The following is a 17,341-nucleotide window of genomic DNA, read 5'->3' as shown; positions in this document are numbered from 1 at the left end:
TGAAATAATTTATTATTCATTTTTTGAAAACAATTGAAAATATAAATATACAAATTAATAGGAGGAATTTATGGCAGCATTATCAACTTTATTTCCCGTATTCTTTATGGTACTTTTAGGGATTATATCAAGAATTAAGGGATTTGTTACACCAGAACAAAAAGAAGGAGCCAACAATATTGTCTTTAATGTTTTGTTTCCAATCTTAATCTTTAATATTTTATTAACTTCAAAAATAGAATCATCAGCAATTTTGATTGTTGTTTATGTTTTTATCGCATTTGTTTTGACAATGTTCATTGGAAAACTTTTCACAAAGTTCACAGGTGAAAGATTTTCTCACATTTCTTATTTCATGTTAACAACATGTGAAGGTGGAAATGTTGCATTACCACTTTATACTTCTATTGTTGGTGTTGCATATGCCAGCAATACAGTTATCTTTGACTTAGCAGGAACTTTAATTGCCTTTGTGCTTATCCCAATCATGGTCGCTAAACTGAGTGCAGGACAAACAAGTCCAAAAGAATTGGCCAAAACAATTTTTACGAATTCATTTGTGATTGCAGTTATCTTAGGTTTAGGATTGAATTTATTAGGTGTTTACAATATGTTAGCACAAACACCATTTATTGATGTTTATACAAATACAATCAATATGATTACAGGTCCAATTATTGGTATGATCTTATTCATTATTGGCTATAACTTAAAAATCAATATGGACACACTAGGTTCGCTATTGAAATTATTAATTGTGAGAATTGTTCTATTTGCCTTTGTCATTGTAGGGTTCTTTGTATTCTTCCCACATTTAATGGCTGATAAGATTTATATGTTGGCAGTGCTCATCTATTTTATGTGTCCAACTGGATTTGCTTTACCAATGCAAATATCACCACTGTTTAAAAGTGAAGAAGATAACAGTTATACAGCTGCACTGATTTCATTAAACATGGTTGTGACATTGATTGTCTATACTGTTATCGTTATTTTTATTGTATAAATCATAACAAATTGTTTTTATATACAAACATAAAATTTGTTACAATAGAATCAAGGAGGAAAGAAAGATGGCATTTCAAAAAGATTTTTTATGGGGTGGAGCAATTGCTGCCAATCAAGCTGAAGGAGCTTGGAATAAAGATGGAAGAGGACCAGCCAAGACTGATGTGACAACAGGAGGCTCAGTCAAAGAACCTCGTTACGTGACATTTATTGATAAGGATGGGAATCCTGGTAAAGTCAGGAATGGTCAGCCTATTCCTGATGGGGCAAAATATGCAGTTTTAGATGATTACTATTACCCCAATCATGATGGTATTGACTTCTATCATCACTACAAAGAAGATATTGCATTGTTTGCAGAAATGGGATTTAAGATGTTTAGACTCTCTATTTCATGGAGTCGTTTATTTCCGCATGGAGATGAAGAAATACCGAATCAAAAAGGCATTGAGTTTTATCGTCATGTGTTTAAAGAGTGTAAAAAATATAGAATTGAGCCATTGGTGACTATCTGGCATTTTGATACACCACTTTATTTAGAAGAACATTATGGTGGATGGAACAATCGAAAACTAATTGATTTTTATGAAAGATATGCCAGAACATGTTTTACTGAATATAAAGGACTGGTTAAATACTGGTTAACATTTAATGAAATCAATAATACAATTATGATGTTGAATTTATTTGGGAATCAAGCTGGTTCAAAAGAACATCAGGAAGGATATCAGCAATTACATTATCAGTTTGTAGCCAGTGCAAGAGCTGTACAAATTGGACATGAAATTGATCCAGACAATATGATTGGTTGTATGATTTGTGGGATTACATTCTATCCAGGGACATGTGATCCTCGTGATATTTTAGCGAATCGCCATATGTGGGAAAAATCCATCTTCTATTGTGGAGATGTGCAGTGCAAAGGTAAATATCCAACCTATGCAACACGTTTATGGAAGGAGCATGAAGTTCATTTAGATATCACGAATCAGGATTTGATTGAATTAAAAAATGGGACTGTCGATATGTATACATTCTCATATTATATGTCATCACTTGAAACAACGCATGAAGCAGATGAAATGGTTTCTGGAAACTTTGCGGCTGGTGCTAAAAATCCATATTTACAATATTCAGATTGGGGATGGGCATTTGATCCTCAAGGACTGCGTTATTATCTAGAGATGATTTATGATCGTTATGAACGACCATTAATGGTCGTTGAAAATGGATTAGGAGCTTTTGATACAGTTGAAGCAGATGGTAGCATCCATGATCCATATCGTATTGATTATTTAAGAGAACATATTATGGAGATGGGCAAAGCTATTGACAATGGTGTCAATTTAATTGGGTATACAACTTGGGGATGTATTGATCTCGTATCAGCTGGAACAGGTGAAATGAGAAAGCGTTATGGTTTTATCTATGTTGATAAAGATGATGCTGGAAATGGAACTTACGATAGAAGTCGTAAGGATTCATTTTACTGGTATCAAAAATGTATCGCAACCAATGGTGAAGATTTAAAATAAAGACATAAAAAGTACAGAAGAGTCCAACTCATTTCTGTACTTTTTCTTTCAGCATATTCATAAAGATTTCAATAGGTTTAGAAAACACCTGATATTTACGCCAAATAAATACCATGTTTTCTTCTATTGCTGGTGTAAGTGGTCGAAAACAGACATTATCCATTGCATCATCAAAACTCTGTTCAAAACATAAAGCATAAAGATGACTTTCTTTCACAAGCGAAGATAAAGCAAAAGGAAAATTATAAGTTCCAACAATATTTAATTTCCTTTGATTACCACCAACCCATCCAGCAATTTCATTTTTAACCAGTTCCTGTGAAGGACATAACAATGGTATTTGACGTAGATCATCAGCAGTGATGTATTCAAGTTGAGAAAGTGGACTCTTTTGAGACATTAAAACACCCCAAGTATGAGAATGTGGTATTTTCAAATAATCATATTTCATAAAATCAACTGGTTCAATCACAATCCCAAAATCAAGTTCAGACTTTTCTATCTGAGATGAGATGTCTTCAGTGCTTCCATATTTAATATGGACTCTGACAAAGGGATGTTTCTCTTGCATGAGGGCAAGTGATTGAGCAATATGGTTTAAACCTATTTTTTCAGTACATCCAACATGAATATCTCCTGTCAGTAATTCTTCATTTGCTCTCACTTCTGCTTCAGTTCTTTCAACAATACTGATAATTTCTTCGGCACGTTTTTTGAGAATCATACCTTCATCAGTTAATGAGATTTGCCGATTTCCTCTTGTAAAAAGCTGTTTACCAAGTGTTTCTTCCAACTCCTTCATTTGTCTTGAAAGGGTGGGTTGTGTTATATGTAAATGCTCAGCTGCTTTAGAAATATTTTTTTCTCTAGCAATTGTTAAAAAATATTGGAGTGTTCTTATTTCCATGTCAGTCACCTCATCTTTATTATAAACATCCTCAAATCAGCTTTCAAATAGAAAATTATTTTTTATTTTCTTCTTGACTCTCCCCTAATGTGAAGGTTTATGCTATAGATATGATAAACAAGGAGGAATTGAAAATGTCACATCAGGATTTTATAACAATCAAAGGTTTAACGCAAAACAATCTTAAAAATATTTCTTTAAACATTCCTAAAGAGAAAATAGTAGTCTTTACTGGAGTTTCTGGTTCAGGAAAATCAAGTATTGTCTTTGATACTATTGCAGCAGAAAGCCAGCGTCAGATGAATGAAACATATACAGCGTTTATACGTGGAAGATTACCTAAGTATAGAAAACCAAAAGTCGATTTGATTGATCATTTATCACCATCAGTCATTATTGATCAGGCACAATTAGGTGGCAATGCACGTTCAACAGTAGGCACAATTAGTGATATGTATGCAGCCTTACGCTTGTTATTTTCACGTATTGGAACACCTTATGCAGGAAGTGCGTCACATTTTTCATTTAATAATCCGAATGGGATGTGTCCAACCTGCTCGGGAATTGGTAAAGTTTTAGACATTGATATTGATGAAGTCATTCATTCAGAGAGAAGTTTAAATGAAGATATGTTAGATTTACCAGCCTATCATGTTGGAAACTGGTATTGGAAACAATATGCTGAAAGTGGTTTATTTGATTTGGATAAAAAGTGGAAAGATTATACACCACAAGAAAAGAATCTCATGTTATATGGTGCTTATGAAAAAGACGGTGAACGTGTTCATAAGAAGGTTGAAGGTATTTATCATCATTTTAATCGTCTATTAATCAAAAGAGATTTATCACAATCTAGTGATACAACATTAATGAAGTTAAAGAGAATTGTCAAAGAGTATGAATGTCCTGATTGTCATGGGAAACGTTTAAATCCAAATTCCTTAAATTGTTATATCAATGGCTATAACATTATGGATATGTGCGATATGGAATTTACACAACTTCGTGAAGTCTTAAAACACATCAATGATTCACGAGCAAAAACGATTATCAATACTTTAATTGCATCTCTCACGAGAATGATTGATATTGGGTTACCTTATTTAAGTATGAATAGAGAGACGACAACTTTATCTGGTGGGGAGGCACAGCGTTTAAAATTAGTCAGATATATGGGAAGTTCATTAACTGGCTTAATTTATATTTTTGATGAACCAAGCACTGGAATGCATCCAAGAGATGTTTATCGTATGACAAAATTACTACAGAATTTACGTGATAAAGGAAATACTGTTTTGGTTGTTGAACATGATAAAGATGTGATATCGATTGCAGATGAAATTATTGATGTGGGACCACGTGCTGGAAGATATGGAGGAGAAATATTGTATCAAGGAAGTTATCAAGATTTATTGGTTTCTGATACACTCACAGGAAAATCAATGAGTGAAGCCTTACCCTTAAAGTCTCAGCCTCGCAAAGCTACTCAATTTCTCCGTATTCGCCATGCCAATCTCCATAATTTAAAAGATGTCTCTGTAGATGTGCCAGAAAATGTTTTATGTGTTGTGACAGGTGTTGCTGGTTCTGGAAAATCTAGTCTCTTTAGAGATGTGTTTGCTAGAGAATATGAAGAGCGTGTCATTATTGTTGATCAGTCATCAATCACTGCAACCAATCGTTCTATGCCAGTGACCTTCTTAGGATTCTTTGATGATATCAGAAAACTCATGGCGCAAGAGAATCAAGTGTCTGCTTCACTGTTTTCATTTAATAGTAAAGGAGCATGTCCTGAATGTAAAGGCAAAGGAAAAATTACAATAGAACTTGTCTTTATGGATCCTGTGATCACAACATGTGAGTCATGTCATGGTGAACGTTATAATCAAGAGGTTTTGTCTTATCGTTATCATGGAAAAAATATCATTGATATATTAAAGATGACAGTTGAAGAAGCGTCTGAATTCTTTAAACACCATCATAAGATTTCTAGAAAGTTACAGGCAATGATTGAGGTAGGTCTTTCTTATCTTTCATTAGGACAACCACTATCAACCCTTTCAGGAGGAGAACTGCAAAGAATAAAATTGGCTAAGCATTTAAAACAAAAAGGAAATATCTATTTATTAGATGAACCAACAACTGGGCTACATGCCTCAGATATCAAAAATATAATGAAACTCTTAGATCAGTTTGTTGCTCAAGGGAATACTGTTATTGTGATAGAACATAATATTGATGTGATGAAACTCGCAGATTATATCATTGATGTTGGACCGGATGGAGGAACAGCTGGTGGTGAAATTGTTTTTACAGGTACACCTCAAGAAATGATTAAAAATGCTAATACAATTACAGCACAATATCTTAGAAAGTCATTAACTATTGAATAGGAAAAAAGAGTACTTTGATTGTTGTCTTAAGTACTCTTTTGTTGCTTATGATTTGATACCTGCATTTTTTTGATAAATAGAAGTTGATAAGAAATAACAGATGGTAAAGAAGATAATAATTGCTATGACACTGATGATATTAATCATCAATAAATCAGTTTGAACCATATTGGCTAAAGCACGAATTGAGAAATAGGAAGATATTGTCATAACTAGAAGTGGAGCAGCATAAGCAAAACGAAGTTCATTAGTTATAGAATGTTTTAGAGTTTTCTTGCTAATACCAATTTTTTGTAATACTTGGTATCTTTCTTTCTCTTCAAAAGCATCATTATAAAGTTTCATAAAAATAATACTTCCACTTGCAAAGACAAAGACCATAAACATAAAGATACATAATGAATAAAGAATTCTTACCCATTGTAATTCATCATCTTGAGGATCCATTTTGATAAGCCCCATACAATCAGAATGCCCTTGAATATCTTGAATAGATGCTGCAAAATGATAAGGATTAGTAATTTTATAATTGTATAAATAAAACTCTTCTCCTATTGATTTTAATTGCTGATAAACTGTATCATTGACCATATAAAATGCTGTCTTTTCTTGCATATATCCTAAATAGGGAGTTGTAGTATAATCTGCTATTTGATATTCCTGATGATTAATTTTGATTGTTTCATGAGTATTATCAGTTATAATAGTCATTAATGTTTTTCTATCAACACGAATATATTCATTGTCTTTTGGAATAGTAAAATCAAAAGTGAAATGTGTATCTTTGGCAAGTTGTTTAACTTGGGAATAAGATAAAAAACCATAACTTGCATTTTTGAATCGTTCATCAATATAAGAAGAGTCTACTTGTAAAAAAGAAACTTCTCCACTATACTCTATATCATTATTTTTATCTATAAGTTCAGAAAAATCTTTATATAAGTCCTTTTTTGGACTCATAACCTGAAAAGTATACGTATTTCTAAAATGGACGATTCCATCATGACGTTCTTTCATTGCAAAACCAGTTGCTAGGGCAGTTACTGAACATAACATCAAAACACTTACCATAGCATATGTGCGATAATTCTTTTTTATTCTAAATATGATATTGTTCACCCAAAGATTACGTTCTTTCTTATATAGGAAAGTTTTTCTTTTCGCAAGTGTTTGAAAGAGCAGGGGAATCATTCCTCCAAAGAGAAGATAAACACCTACAATCACAAGTACCACAGCAAGCATGGCATTATTGATTGTGTCCATACCACCCTTTTTAATCGCAAAATAATAACCAGTACAAAGGAATCCCATGCCCACAATCGTTTTCATTATTAATATGAAATGATTTTGTCTAACATATTCATTTTGTCTTGAAGCAGAGACCATTTCTAAAACACTACTTCTGACAATATTGATATATCCTTTACATACAAAAATCAAATAAATAAGAAAATAAATCGCTGATACAATAAGTACAGATTTGAGGGAAAAACCAATCTGTAAATCAATTGAAATATCTGAAAGTTTAAAAAGAATCATTTGAAATAATTGAGCAGTTATGATTCCTGACACAATACCAAACAATAAAGCCATCAGACCAATAAAAGTTGTTTCAATCATATACAATTGACCAATCTTTTGATTGGTTAAACCCATAAAGATATAAATACCAATATCTTTCTTACGTTTAGATAAAAAGACATTTGTCGCATACCAAATAAAGAAAAGCATAAAACATATCAAAACAATAGTAATAATTTGAATAATGATTTCTACATTTCTAAAAACAGCCTCACCTAAAGAATCAAAAATATGTGAATCAATTAGATTTTGAAAATTAAAGAAAATTAAAATTGTAAAAGCGAGAGAAATAACTAAAGATATATAATTTTTAAAACTTCTTTGAAAATTTTGAAAAGCCAATTTTAACATACTCATGAAAAATCACTTCCTATAGATGCCTGTGTTTCTATAATGCGATCATAAAATTCTTTACGATCATGTCCACGACTTAATTTACATTGAATAGATCCATCGCATAAAATATAAACATCTTTGGCATAAGAAGCACTCAAGGCATCATGCGTGACCATTAATATTGTTGCCTGATTACCTTCATTCACATTTTTTAGACACTCTAATAAATCGCGACTTGATTTTGAATCCAATGCTCCAGTTGGTTCATCAGCAAAGATAATTTTGGGTTCCGTAATTAAGGCACGACAAGTAGCACCTCTTTGTTTTTGTCCACCTGAGAGCTGATGAGGATACTTTTTTAGGTGTTCCTTTAATCCAAACATTGTTGCTAACTCTAAACTTTTTTGTATACAAATTGAGGAATCAACACCGTTTAATGATAAAGGTAAAGCAATGTTATCTTGTAGTGTCATTGTATCTAATAAATTATAATCTTGAAAAATAAAACCAATTTTATCTCTTCTTATCTTTGATAATTCTTTGTTTGTGATTGTTGTGATATCTTGACCATCTAATGTAATTGTTCCTTGGGTTGGTTTATCAATAGTAGATAAAATATTCAATAACGTTGTTTTCCCAGAACCACTTGGTCCCATAATCGCAATGAAATCATTTTCATAGATTGTCAGATCAATCCCTTTTAAAACTCTTGCTTGAAATCCTTTGTTTCCATAATCTTTTGTTAAATTTTTAATTTCTAATACTTTTTTGTTATTCATTTAAATACCTCCTGACAATCTTATGATAAACCAGTTGAATAATAAAATCCTTACATTCCTATTACAAAAGGAGTGTCAATCTTACATAATTTGTAAGATTAACGCTGAAAATAGTCTCGATTATCTTGAAATGTAATGATAAATTTTGTGTACTTTCCATACTCACTTTCAACATCAATATCATGTCCAAGTTTTTTTAAAATTTTATCAACAAAATAAAGTCCCATTCCTGTTGATTTATATTGTCCATTATGTCGATTTCTTCCAGTAAAACCTCTTTCAAATATATTTCGTATATCACTTTCTAAAATTCCTATTCCATTATCTTTAATAATGAGTTTTCGCTCTTGTTGTTCCTTTTTGAATGTGATTTGGAGTTTTGGCTTTTTTTGACAATATTTAATAGCATTAACAATGATTTGATCTAAAACATAAACAAGCCATTCTTTATCTGAATAAATTGTTTCTTGACAAGGATCAATATTGATTTCAAAATGTTTTTGGATTAAAAAATACTGATTATTTTTGATGGATGTTGTGATACATTCGTTGAGATTGACTTCTTTCATTTGTAAATCATAAAGGCGGCTTTGAACTTTACAACCAATTAACGCTGCATTTAATTGCTGACGAATTTTTTCTAATTGATCCTTTGTAGACATGCGTAGTTCTTGATTTTCAATTTTTTCATTCATTAACAAAAGTGCCGAAAGGGGGAGTTTAATTTCATGGCACCATTTGGCTATATAATCTTGTAAATCACAATTAATTTTGAATTGTTCATTGTATTGTTGTTGCACGATTTTTATGTCATGTTCTAAAATATCTTTATGATTTATATACTCAATTTCATGATAAATGATATGATCATGTTTTAACATATTCTGGATATGTTTTTCGTTTTTGATAAATTTAATAAAGTCAAATATAAAAAAGAAAAGAATGCATAGGGTAATTAGAAAATCAACATATAAGATATAAAAAAGGTTACGCTGAGGAACAAGATAGATAAAATAGAGATTAAAAAGAATACAGACAAGTATAAAAGGAATATATGTGCAGATATGTGTTTTTATATATTTATGCAATGTAATATCCCATTCCTTTCTTGGTCAGAATCATATCATATTTGCATTGCTGTTTTAATTTATGACGAAGTCGACTCATAACTGTGTTTAATGTTCCATCTGATATAAATTCATCAGTACTCCATAATTCCATCATAAGTTCTTCTCTTGTCACAATTTTACCTTTGGCATTGATAAGTGTATTCATAATTCTTTTTTCAGATTTTGTTAGTTCAATTTCACGATCTTGCATGTATAAAGATTGATGTGTTATATCATAAATAATTGTATCAGTAACGAGAATACGTTCTTTCATTTGATACTGATAAGTTCTTCTTAATATAGCATCAATCTTAGCTTTAAATAATTCTAAATGAAATGGTTTTTCAATATAATCATCTCCGCCTTGTGCCATTGCCATAATTTTATCTTTATCATCGTTACGACTACTGATATAGATGATAGGAACTTCAGATATTTCTCGAATTTGATGGCACCAGTAAAATCCATCATAATAAGGGAGATTAATGTCCATAAGAATAAGATGAGGACGAAAGTTAAGATATTCATGGAGAATGTTTTCAAAATGTCTTGTTGTTATGCAATGATAATCCCATTTCATTAAATAATCTCTCAGTTCATATGCAAGAGTTTCATCATCTTCTATAATCATAATTGTCATTTTTTTGTCCATATTTATAATCACCTCTTCTTTCATTATATAGATATTTATAATTGATGAAAAGAAAATCAATGAACATTACAAAACTGTAATATAGGACGGTATTCTTTTATTTATCATAATAAGTAGGTTATAATAAAGATAAGAAATGGATGTGATCTTATGGAAAATATATTACAATATTTAAAATGGCGTGGAGATCTTTCTTTTGAAGAAAGACAATGGAATGAAGTTGATGCCTTAATCTGTGCGCTTTTAGGATATGTAGAATGGGATGGAATCGTTTTGGATATAGCCGTTTCTTTGCAATATGCCTGTCAAACACTTTGTCAAAAAGACAGCCATGAAGATATGGTCCAAACATATGCTTATGCACCAATGATTGCTGATATGATTCCTTTGTTAATAGATGCAAAACGATATCAGGATGTACAACTGCAAAGATATATTTCGATTTGTGATCAGGAGAATGATATACAATTTGCTGCCATAACAATTCTTCTTCCTTTTCAAGCATTATATATATCTTATCGTGGTACAGATTGTACTTTACTTGGATGGAAAGAGGATTTCCAAATGATGTTAGATACAATTCCATCACAGAAACTTGCTTTACAGTATTTAAAGGAAACTTATCAAGATCTTGTTATCCCCAAAAAATTATTAGGTATTCAATATGGAAAAACAAACAAATCTCTCTATTTAGGATGTCATTCAAAGGGTGGAAATCTTGCTATGTATGCAGCTATTTGTTGTGATGAGATGAAAGAATATATTAATCATATTTATAGCTTTGATGGCCCTGGATTTCAGGAAACGTTTTATCAAGAACATGAGTATCAATCTATTATTAAATGCATTCACAATTATGTTCCTACATCTTCCTTAATTGGAAGAATTATGACTCATAAAGAAAAACATATTATCTTAAATGCTTATGGTAATGGTCTCCAGCAACATGATGCTTTTTATTGGAAAATCAGTCAAAGTCATTTTGATTATGCTCTTTGTTTTGACGAAGAAACTCAGCACCATATTAAATATATTCATGACGTTTTATTGTCACGAACGGATCAGGAAAAGAAGGATTTTATTTCATTAATTTTTACAATATTAGATAATATGAAAATAAATCTTATTACTGATTTTAATGAAATCACTTTTAAACAGGCATTTCAAGGTATTAAAGAACTCAGTACTATGAATTTTGAAGAAAGTAAAATATTTTTTGATTTCTTAAAATTTATATACGGACAAATTAAGACTGTCTATTTTTCTAAAAAGAAAGAATAAATTTATTATAGTAGAAGAAAATAATTTTCAATTTATGAAATAATGTTTGTAATCTTTTTTAAACAATGTATACTATATATATAACATACGTCAAGAGTTGATGAAAGGTGAGTGTGTATGTATAAGTCAAAAGGATTAAAGTATATAAGTATACAAAAAGTGAAAGATTATTTTATTAAGTATAAGTATGCAACGAAAAATGATATTGCTGATTCAACAAAACTTTCTCATGCCACAATCACAAATATTTTAAAAGAACTCTTAGATAACCACTATATTGAACAGGTAGAAGATTGTGAATCAACAGGTGGCAGAAAAGCAAAACGATATAAAATCTGTGGAGCATATATGTTTTTTGGATTGATTGATTTACATGTTGAAAAACATATCATTCATGTTATGTGTAGAGTTATTGATTTGGATTTTCGAATAATTAAAAATGTACAGTATTGTTATAAGCAATTATCAAAAGAAAAACTTATTCACATTATTCAAAAGTTAAAAGATGATCATTTTCTTGAACATATCAGTCTTTCTATACCTGCGATTGTGAATAATGGGAAAATTGAAAAATGTGATATTGATAGTTTGGAAAATATTGATTTAAAAGAATATATTGAATCAAAATGTGATATTCAGGTTGCGATTGAGAATGATGTCAATACAGCTATGCTAGGATATATTCATACGCATGAAATCAAAAGTTCTTCAGTTGCTTTTGTTTATCAGCCAGATCATCATCATAGTGGATGTGGATTATATATTAATCATGCTATTTTATATGGTGCAACGCATTTTGCTGGGGAACTTGGTTATTTACCAAATGGGACACTTATTGAACAAGAAGAAACTTTAAAGAATAATCCATTATCATTACTTGTTAAACAAGTCACAAGCATTATTGCTATTGTGAATCCATCCTTGATTATTCTTCATGCACCATGTATAAATGATGCAGAGTTCATACATATGATTGAAGTCAATCTACCTCATCAACACTTACCGCAATTTCAATTTATAGAAAGTATGGAAAAAAATATATTTGATGGTTTAGCATGTCTTTGTATAGAAAATTCAAGATATAAAGGAATAGGAGAATAATTTATGAGTGTAAAAGTAATAGCAGTAGATATGGATGGCACTTTTTTGACAAGTGATAATCAGTATGATAAAGAAAAATTTATGAGACAATATGAATATATGAAAGACAATGATATTCATTTTGTTGTGGCAAGTGGGAACCAATATTATCAGTTACGGTCTTTTTTTCCAGAGATTCAAAAAGAAATAACTTTTATTGCAGAAAATGGTGGGTACATTGTAGATCAGGATAAAGATGTATTTGTAGCCCAATTAAAGGATGGAGAATTAGAGCAGGTTCTAGAAGCCATTGAGCAATATCCTGAAATCAATAAGATTGTATGTGGAAAAAAGAGTGCATATATTAATGAAAATGTTGATAATGATTATTTTGATCGTCTTCTTTTCTATTATCCAAGAATGCAAAGAGTTGCTCATTTTGAGAATTTAGATGATTCTATTTTTAAAATATTTTTGAGTTGTCAGGAAGATAATTTTGAATATATTTTAAATGATCTCAAAGAAAAAGTTGGACATATTATGACACCTGTTGATTGTGGTCATTTTGGCATTGACTTGATTATTCCAGGTATTAATAAAGCTCATGGCATTCAGCTTTTGATGGAGAGATGGAATATTGCTGGTGAAGACGTGATGGCTTTTGGAGATAGTGGTAATGATATAGAAATGCTAGAACATGCAACATTTAGTTTTGCGATGGCAAATGCGAAAAAATCTGTCAAAGATATTTCTCGTTATACAATTTCATCAAATAATGATGGTGGTGTTTTAGAGGTTATTGATTGGCTGATTCATAAAGAAAAGATGTTTAAATAAGTGATAGACATGAATGCGTTCATGTCTTTTTTCTTGCTGCGTTTGTTAAAATATCTTGTTTATTTACTTTTGTTACATTATAATAAAAGTAAGGAGTGATGCTATGGGAGTGTATGTTCATAAATTATTAAAAGAAAATAATAGTTTCCTATTATTGCATAGTTTATATAATAAACAAAATGCAACAATGTTTGAATTGGTAGAGGATACACATTTATCACAATCAAGTGTCAGGAATCTATTAAGAAAGTTTGAACAGGATAGAATTGTTGGAAGTATTGGTGTTGAAAAATCAACAGGTGGCAGATGTCCCATTCGTTTTTCATTAATTGCACAATCCTTTACTGTATTTTGTTGTTATGTACATAAGGGATATCTAGAGTATCGGGTGATTCAACTATATGAAATGCTTGATGAAGGACAGATTCAATATGTAAATGATCAAGAGATGATAACGCAATTTCTTTCATTAATAACAAGGTATTCACTGCAGTGTATTGTTATAGCAGTAGAAGGAATTGTAAGTGGACAATACTATTATACTGACCATGAAAATCGCTATGATGTAAATGTGTGGATTGAAGATATACAAAAACAAATAAATATACCTATTTATGTTGAAAATGATGTGAAAGTCATGCAGCAGGGAATTTACAAAGAAAATGAAGAATTGAAGAATTTTGTATTTATATATATCAATCATCTTGGAATGGCATCTTCAACAATGAGAAAGGGTGAACTATTACAAGGAACAAAAGGTATTATTGGAGAATTAGGATTAATTCCATTTGAAAATATGACGTTGAATCAAGCTATTCGTATATGTTATACACAAGAGCGATTTTATCAATTGATGATATTTATATTAGCCATTATTTGTACTTCATTAGATCCTCGAAAAATACTTATTTCATGTGATTTACCCTATAACATAGATATTGACTATCTTACACAATCCTTATACAGTATTGTTTATCAAAATTATCAAATAGAATGTAGAAAAGAACCTATTAAAATTTTATTTGATGGTTTAAGTTATTTAGGTATTATGAATTTATTAAAAAGAAGAATAGGAGAAAGTTATGAAAAAATATAAAGCAATTATTTATGATATTGATGGTACAGTTTTAAATACATTAAATATGAATATGTATCCTTTAATGAAAATCATTAAAGAAGAAACAGGAGATGATTGGACTTTTGAACAAGTTTTAAAGTTTGCACCATATCCAGGTATGAAAGTCATGGAAGAATTACAGGTACAGGATAAAGAAAAGACATATGCTAGATGGGTTCAATATGTTAATGAATATGAAGAAGGAGCAATACTTTATGATGGTTTTCAAGATGTTTTTGATGCATTTGATGGACAAATTATTCAAGCCGTTGTCTCAGCAAAAACGACGAAACAATATCAAATTGATTTTGTAGATAAAGGATTAGATCGTTATATGAAAACAGCCATTTTAGCTGATGATACGAAGAAACATAAACCTGATCCAGAACCATTATTAGAATGTGTGAAAAGATTAGGTATCAAACCAGAAGAAGCCATCTATATTGGTGATGCACTATCTGATTATAAAGCTTCACTCAATGCACATATGGATTTTGGATATGCAACATGGGGAAGTGTATCGAGTGAGGGAATTGATCATCCTGATTATGTATTTGATAAGCCAATAGACTTATTAAAACTATTGAAAGAAATATAATGAAAGATATAAAAATCATTATGTGTGATTTGGATGGTACTCTGTTGGATGAAAATGAAAGACTCACAATAAAAACAATTCAAACAATGAGAAGAATCAAAGAAAAAGGATATTTATTTGGCTTAGCAACAGGTAGACCTATGTGTTCAGTAGAAAAGTTAATGACACAATTTGAAGTGAGTGGTGTGGTTGATATGGTTGTGGCATTAAATGGAGGACATATTAAGGATTATGTCTTACAGAAAGAGGAACATCATTATTTAATAGATGGTCATTTGATTAAAAAAGTTGTTCAGCATTTTGAGGGCTTTCCAGTAAATTTTGGGGTTTATCTTGATGATTCTTTAGCAGTTATGTATGATGATGCATTAGCAAAAAGATTGGCTCTAAGTGATCAGATTCCTTATCAGGTTGTTGATTTTAATAAGATATATAACAGTCAGCAAAGTAAGCTGATTGTTATCACTGATCCAATGGATATGAAAAAAGTTGTATTTCATGGTGATCTCTTCCATGATCCCCAGTTAAAATCCTTACAAGCTGGAAAAATTGAATATGAATATATGCATCCGCAATTATCTAAAAGTTTTGGTTTAAATCAAATTTGTGAATGGCATCATTTGACACTTGAAAACATGTTAGCATTTGGTGATGCAGATAATGATGCTGATATGATTAAAAATGCTGGAATTGGTGTTGCGATGGCAAATGCAAGTGATCTAACAAAATCGGTTGCAGATGATATCACATTGAGTCATCAAGAAGATGGTGTTGCAGATTATTTGCTCAAATATATTTAAGGAGAAAACGAAAATGACTGAAAAGGAGAAAATGTTAGCGGGTGAATTATATGATTGTGGTGATCCTGAGTTACTTGAACTCTGGCATCAGGCAAAAGATTTAGCAAGAGATTATAATGTAGCAGATTCGGCAGATGATATTCAGAAAAGAAAAATACTGAAACAGTTACTAGGTGGAATGGGTGAACAGCTTTGGATAACGGCACCATTTCATGTTGACTATGGTTGTAATATCTATTTTGGAGATCACTGTGAAGTCAATATGAATTGTACTTTTTTAGATGATAATAAAATTATCATTGGAAATCATGCTTTGATTGCTCCTCATGTTCAGATTTATACGGCTTATCATCCAACTCATTATCTAGATCGATTTGGTGAAAATACAGATGGATTTGCGTTTTGTAAAACCCAAACAGCTCCAGTGATTATTGGTGATCATGTTTGGATAGGAGGAGGAAGTATTATCCTGCCTGGTGTAACAATTGGAGACAATGTTGTGATTGGTGCAGGAAGTATAGTCACACATGATATTCCCTCAGATAGTATTGCTTATGGACAGCCTTGTCAGGTTGTGAGAGCAAATGAAAGAGAGGACAGAAAATGAATTATCAAGATTTCAAGTGGTTATCTGAAAGTCAATATGAAGAAATAGAAGATGGTATTCAAATTTATGCACCTGAAAAAACAGATTACTTTGTTGATCCTGTAAGTGATCAAGTTCATACGAATGCACCTTTCCTTTATCAGGAAGTGACAGGTGATTTTGTATTACGTGCAAAGGTGAGTCATGATTTTCTATCAACATATGATGCCTGTGTTTTAATGGCATTGGAGAATGAGAAACTGTGGGCGAAGGCATGTTTTGAATATTCTGATTTTGATACACATTCTATTGTTAGTGTCATGACAAATCAAAAATCAGATGATGCTAATAATATAAATATTGAGGGAAATGAAGTGTGCTTGCAGTTAGCAAGAAAAGAAAACATTTTTGCAATTCACTACTCAATTGATGGAAAGCATTATTTTATGTCAAGATTGACTTATTTGCCAATGAGTTCAACGATTAAAGTTGGATTTGAAGCACAGTCGCCTATTGGAAAAGGTGGTATGCGTTATTTTAAAGAGATTTCATTAGAAATGAAAACATTAGAAGATATTCGTAATGGTAATTTTTAAAAGGAGTAAGAAAGTTTTAGATTCTTTCTCTATGTAAATTGATTATGTAAAAGGGATTTCTTTTTCTATTGATATTAAATAGATTATGAAATCTCTATTTTTATAATCCAGAAGTGAATATGATAAATATTGAAATATAAATATAG

At 30.9% G+C, this 17,341-nt stretch carries 16 protein-coding genes; 11 read left to right on the top strand and 5 right to left on the bottom strand.

Translation table 11 applies throughout. The features are described 5' to 3' along the window. Positions 1-70: 70 nt before the first annotated feature. Together BN350_RS10285 and BN350_RS10280 are read left to right on the top strand one after the other, a co-directional pair. On the top strand, positions 71-1,006 hold the full coding sequence (locus BN350_RS10285; RefSeq protein WP_028043521.1) for an AEC family transporter: 936 nt from the start codon (positions 71-73) through the stop codon (positions 1,004-1,006). Positions 1,007-1,073: 67 nt separating this feature from the next. Further along, the gene (locus BN350_RS10280; RefSeq protein WP_028043520.1) at positions 1,074-2,543 is read left to right on the top strand and encodes a family 1 glycosylhydrolase; all 1,470 of its coding nucleotides are present in this window, start codon (positions 1,074-1,076) and stop codon (positions 2,541-2,543) included. Between the two features lie 28 nt (positions 2,544-2,571). Here BN350_RS10280 and BN350_RS10275 read toward each other — a convergent pair whose 3' ends face one another. Then, positions 2,572-3,450 carry a LysR family transcriptional regulator gene (locus tag BN350_RS10275; protein WP_028043519.1) on the bottom strand — a complete coding sequence of 293 codons (879 nt, stop codon included), beginning with the start codon at positions 3,448-3,450 and terminating at the stop codon, positions 2,572-2,574. 134 nt (positions 3,451-3,584) lie between these two features. On the opposite strand from BN350_RS10275, the gene BN350_RS10270 reads away from it, so the two are divergent. Beyond that, the gene (locus BN350_RS10270; RefSeq protein ID WP_028043518.1) at positions 3,585-5,843 is read left to right on the top strand and encodes an ATP-binding cassette domain-containing protein; all 2,259 of its coding nucleotides are present in this window, start codon (positions 3,585-3,587) and stop codon (positions 5,841-5,843) included. Between the two features lie 45 nt (positions 5,844-5,888). On the opposite strand, the gene BN350_RS10265 is transcribed toward BN350_RS10270, so the two are convergent. The 4 genes from BN350_RS10265 to BN350_RS10250 form a co-directional block, all read right to left on the bottom strand. Then, positions 5,889-7,781 (bottom strand): FtsX-like permease family protein, encoded by a 1,893-nt coding sequence (locus tag BN350_RS10265; protein ID WP_028043517.1) that lies wholly within the window; start codon positions 7,779-7,781, stop codon positions 5,889-5,891. Then, positions 7,778-8,539: an ABC transporter ATP-binding protein gene (locus BN350_RS10260; protein WP_028043516.1), complete on the bottom strand. Its 762-nt coding sequence runs from the start codon at positions 8,537-8,539 to the stop codon at positions 7,778-7,780. The genes BN350_RS10265 and BN350_RS10260 overlap by 4 nt, the downstream gene beginning before the upstream one ends. A 98-nt stretch (positions 8,540-8,637) precedes the next feature. Continuing rightward, entirely contained in the window at positions 8,638-9,420 is a 783-nt protein-coding gene (locus tag BN350_RS10255; protein WP_147573572.1) for a sensor histidine kinase, read from the bottom strand. A 199-nt stretch (positions 9,421-9,619) separates the two neighbouring features. Further along, entirely contained in the window at positions 9,620-10,300 is a 681-nt protein-coding gene (locus tag BN350_RS10250) for a response regulator transcription factor (protein ID WP_231385267.1), read from the bottom strand. A 150-nt stretch (positions 10,301-10,450) separates the two neighbouring features. Here BN350_RS10250 and BN350_RS10245 point away from each other — a divergent pair, with 150 nt between their 5' ends. The 8 genes from BN350_RS10245 (at position 10,451) to BN350_RS10210 (ending at position 17,195) form a co-directional block, all read left to right on the top strand. Beyond that, on the top strand, positions 10,451-11,581 hold the full coding sequence (locus tag BN350_RS10245) for an Mbeg1-like protein (RefSeq protein WP_028043513.1): 1,131 nt from the start codon (positions 10,451-10,453) through the stop codon (positions 11,579-11,581). A gap of 117 nt (positions 11,582-11,698) precedes the next feature. Next, positions 11,699-12,682, top strand: coding sequence for an ROK family protein (locus tag BN350_RS10240; protein ID WP_028043512.1), 984 nt, complete (start codon positions 11,699-11,701; stop codon positions 12,680-12,682). A gap of 3 nt (positions 12,683-12,685) precedes the next feature. Further along, positions 12,686-13,498: a Cof-type HAD-IIB family hydrolase gene (locus tag BN350_RS10235; RefSeq protein ID WP_028043511.1), complete on the top strand. Its 813-nt coding sequence runs from the start codon at positions 12,686-12,688 to the stop codon at positions 13,496-13,498. A 103-nt stretch (positions 13,499-13,601) separates the two neighbouring features. Beyond that, positions 13,602-14,594, top strand: a complete 993-nt coding sequence (locus BN350_RS10230) for an ROK family protein (RefSeq protein WP_028043510.1) — start codon at positions 13,602-13,604, stop codon at positions 14,592-14,594. Then, a complete protein-coding gene (locus tag BN350_RS10225) occupies positions 14,581-15,213 on the top strand; it encodes an HAD family hydrolase (protein WP_028043509.1) in 633 nt (210 codons plus the stop codon). The genes BN350_RS10230 and BN350_RS10225 overlap by 14 nt, the downstream gene beginning before the upstream one ends. After that, the gene (locus BN350_RS10220) at positions 15,213-16,013 is read left to right on the top strand and encodes a Cof-type HAD-IIB family hydrolase (RefSeq protein ID WP_028043508.1); all 801 of its coding nucleotides are present in this window, start codon (positions 15,213-15,215) and stop codon (positions 16,011-16,013) included. Before BN350_RS10225 ends, BN350_RS10220 begins: the two co-directional genes overlap by 1 nt. Positions 16,014-16,026: 13 nt before the next feature. Beyond that, positions 16,027-16,620, top strand: coding sequence for a sugar O-acetyltransferase (locus BN350_RS10215; RefSeq protein WP_028043507.1), 594 nt, complete (start codon positions 16,027-16,029; stop codon positions 16,618-16,620). Next, the gene (locus BN350_RS10210) at positions 16,617-17,195 is read left to right on the top strand and encodes a DUF1349 domain-containing protein (protein WP_028043506.1); all 579 of its coding nucleotides are present in this window, start codon (positions 16,617-16,619) and stop codon (positions 17,193-17,195) included. Before BN350_RS10215 ends, BN350_RS10210 begins: the two co-directional genes overlap by 4 nt. Positions 17,196-17,341: the final 146 nt, after the last annotated feature.

Origin of the sequence: Candidatus Stoquefichus massiliensis AP9 (assembly GCF_000455285.1) — a bacterium.
GTDB lineage: Bacteria > Bacillota_I > Bacilli_A > Erysipelotrichales > Coprobacillaceae > Stoquefichus > Stoquefichus massiliensis.
The sequence above is the reverse complement of the archived record's forward strand: the minus strand, read 5'-3'. Positions and strand labels throughout refer to the sequence as shown.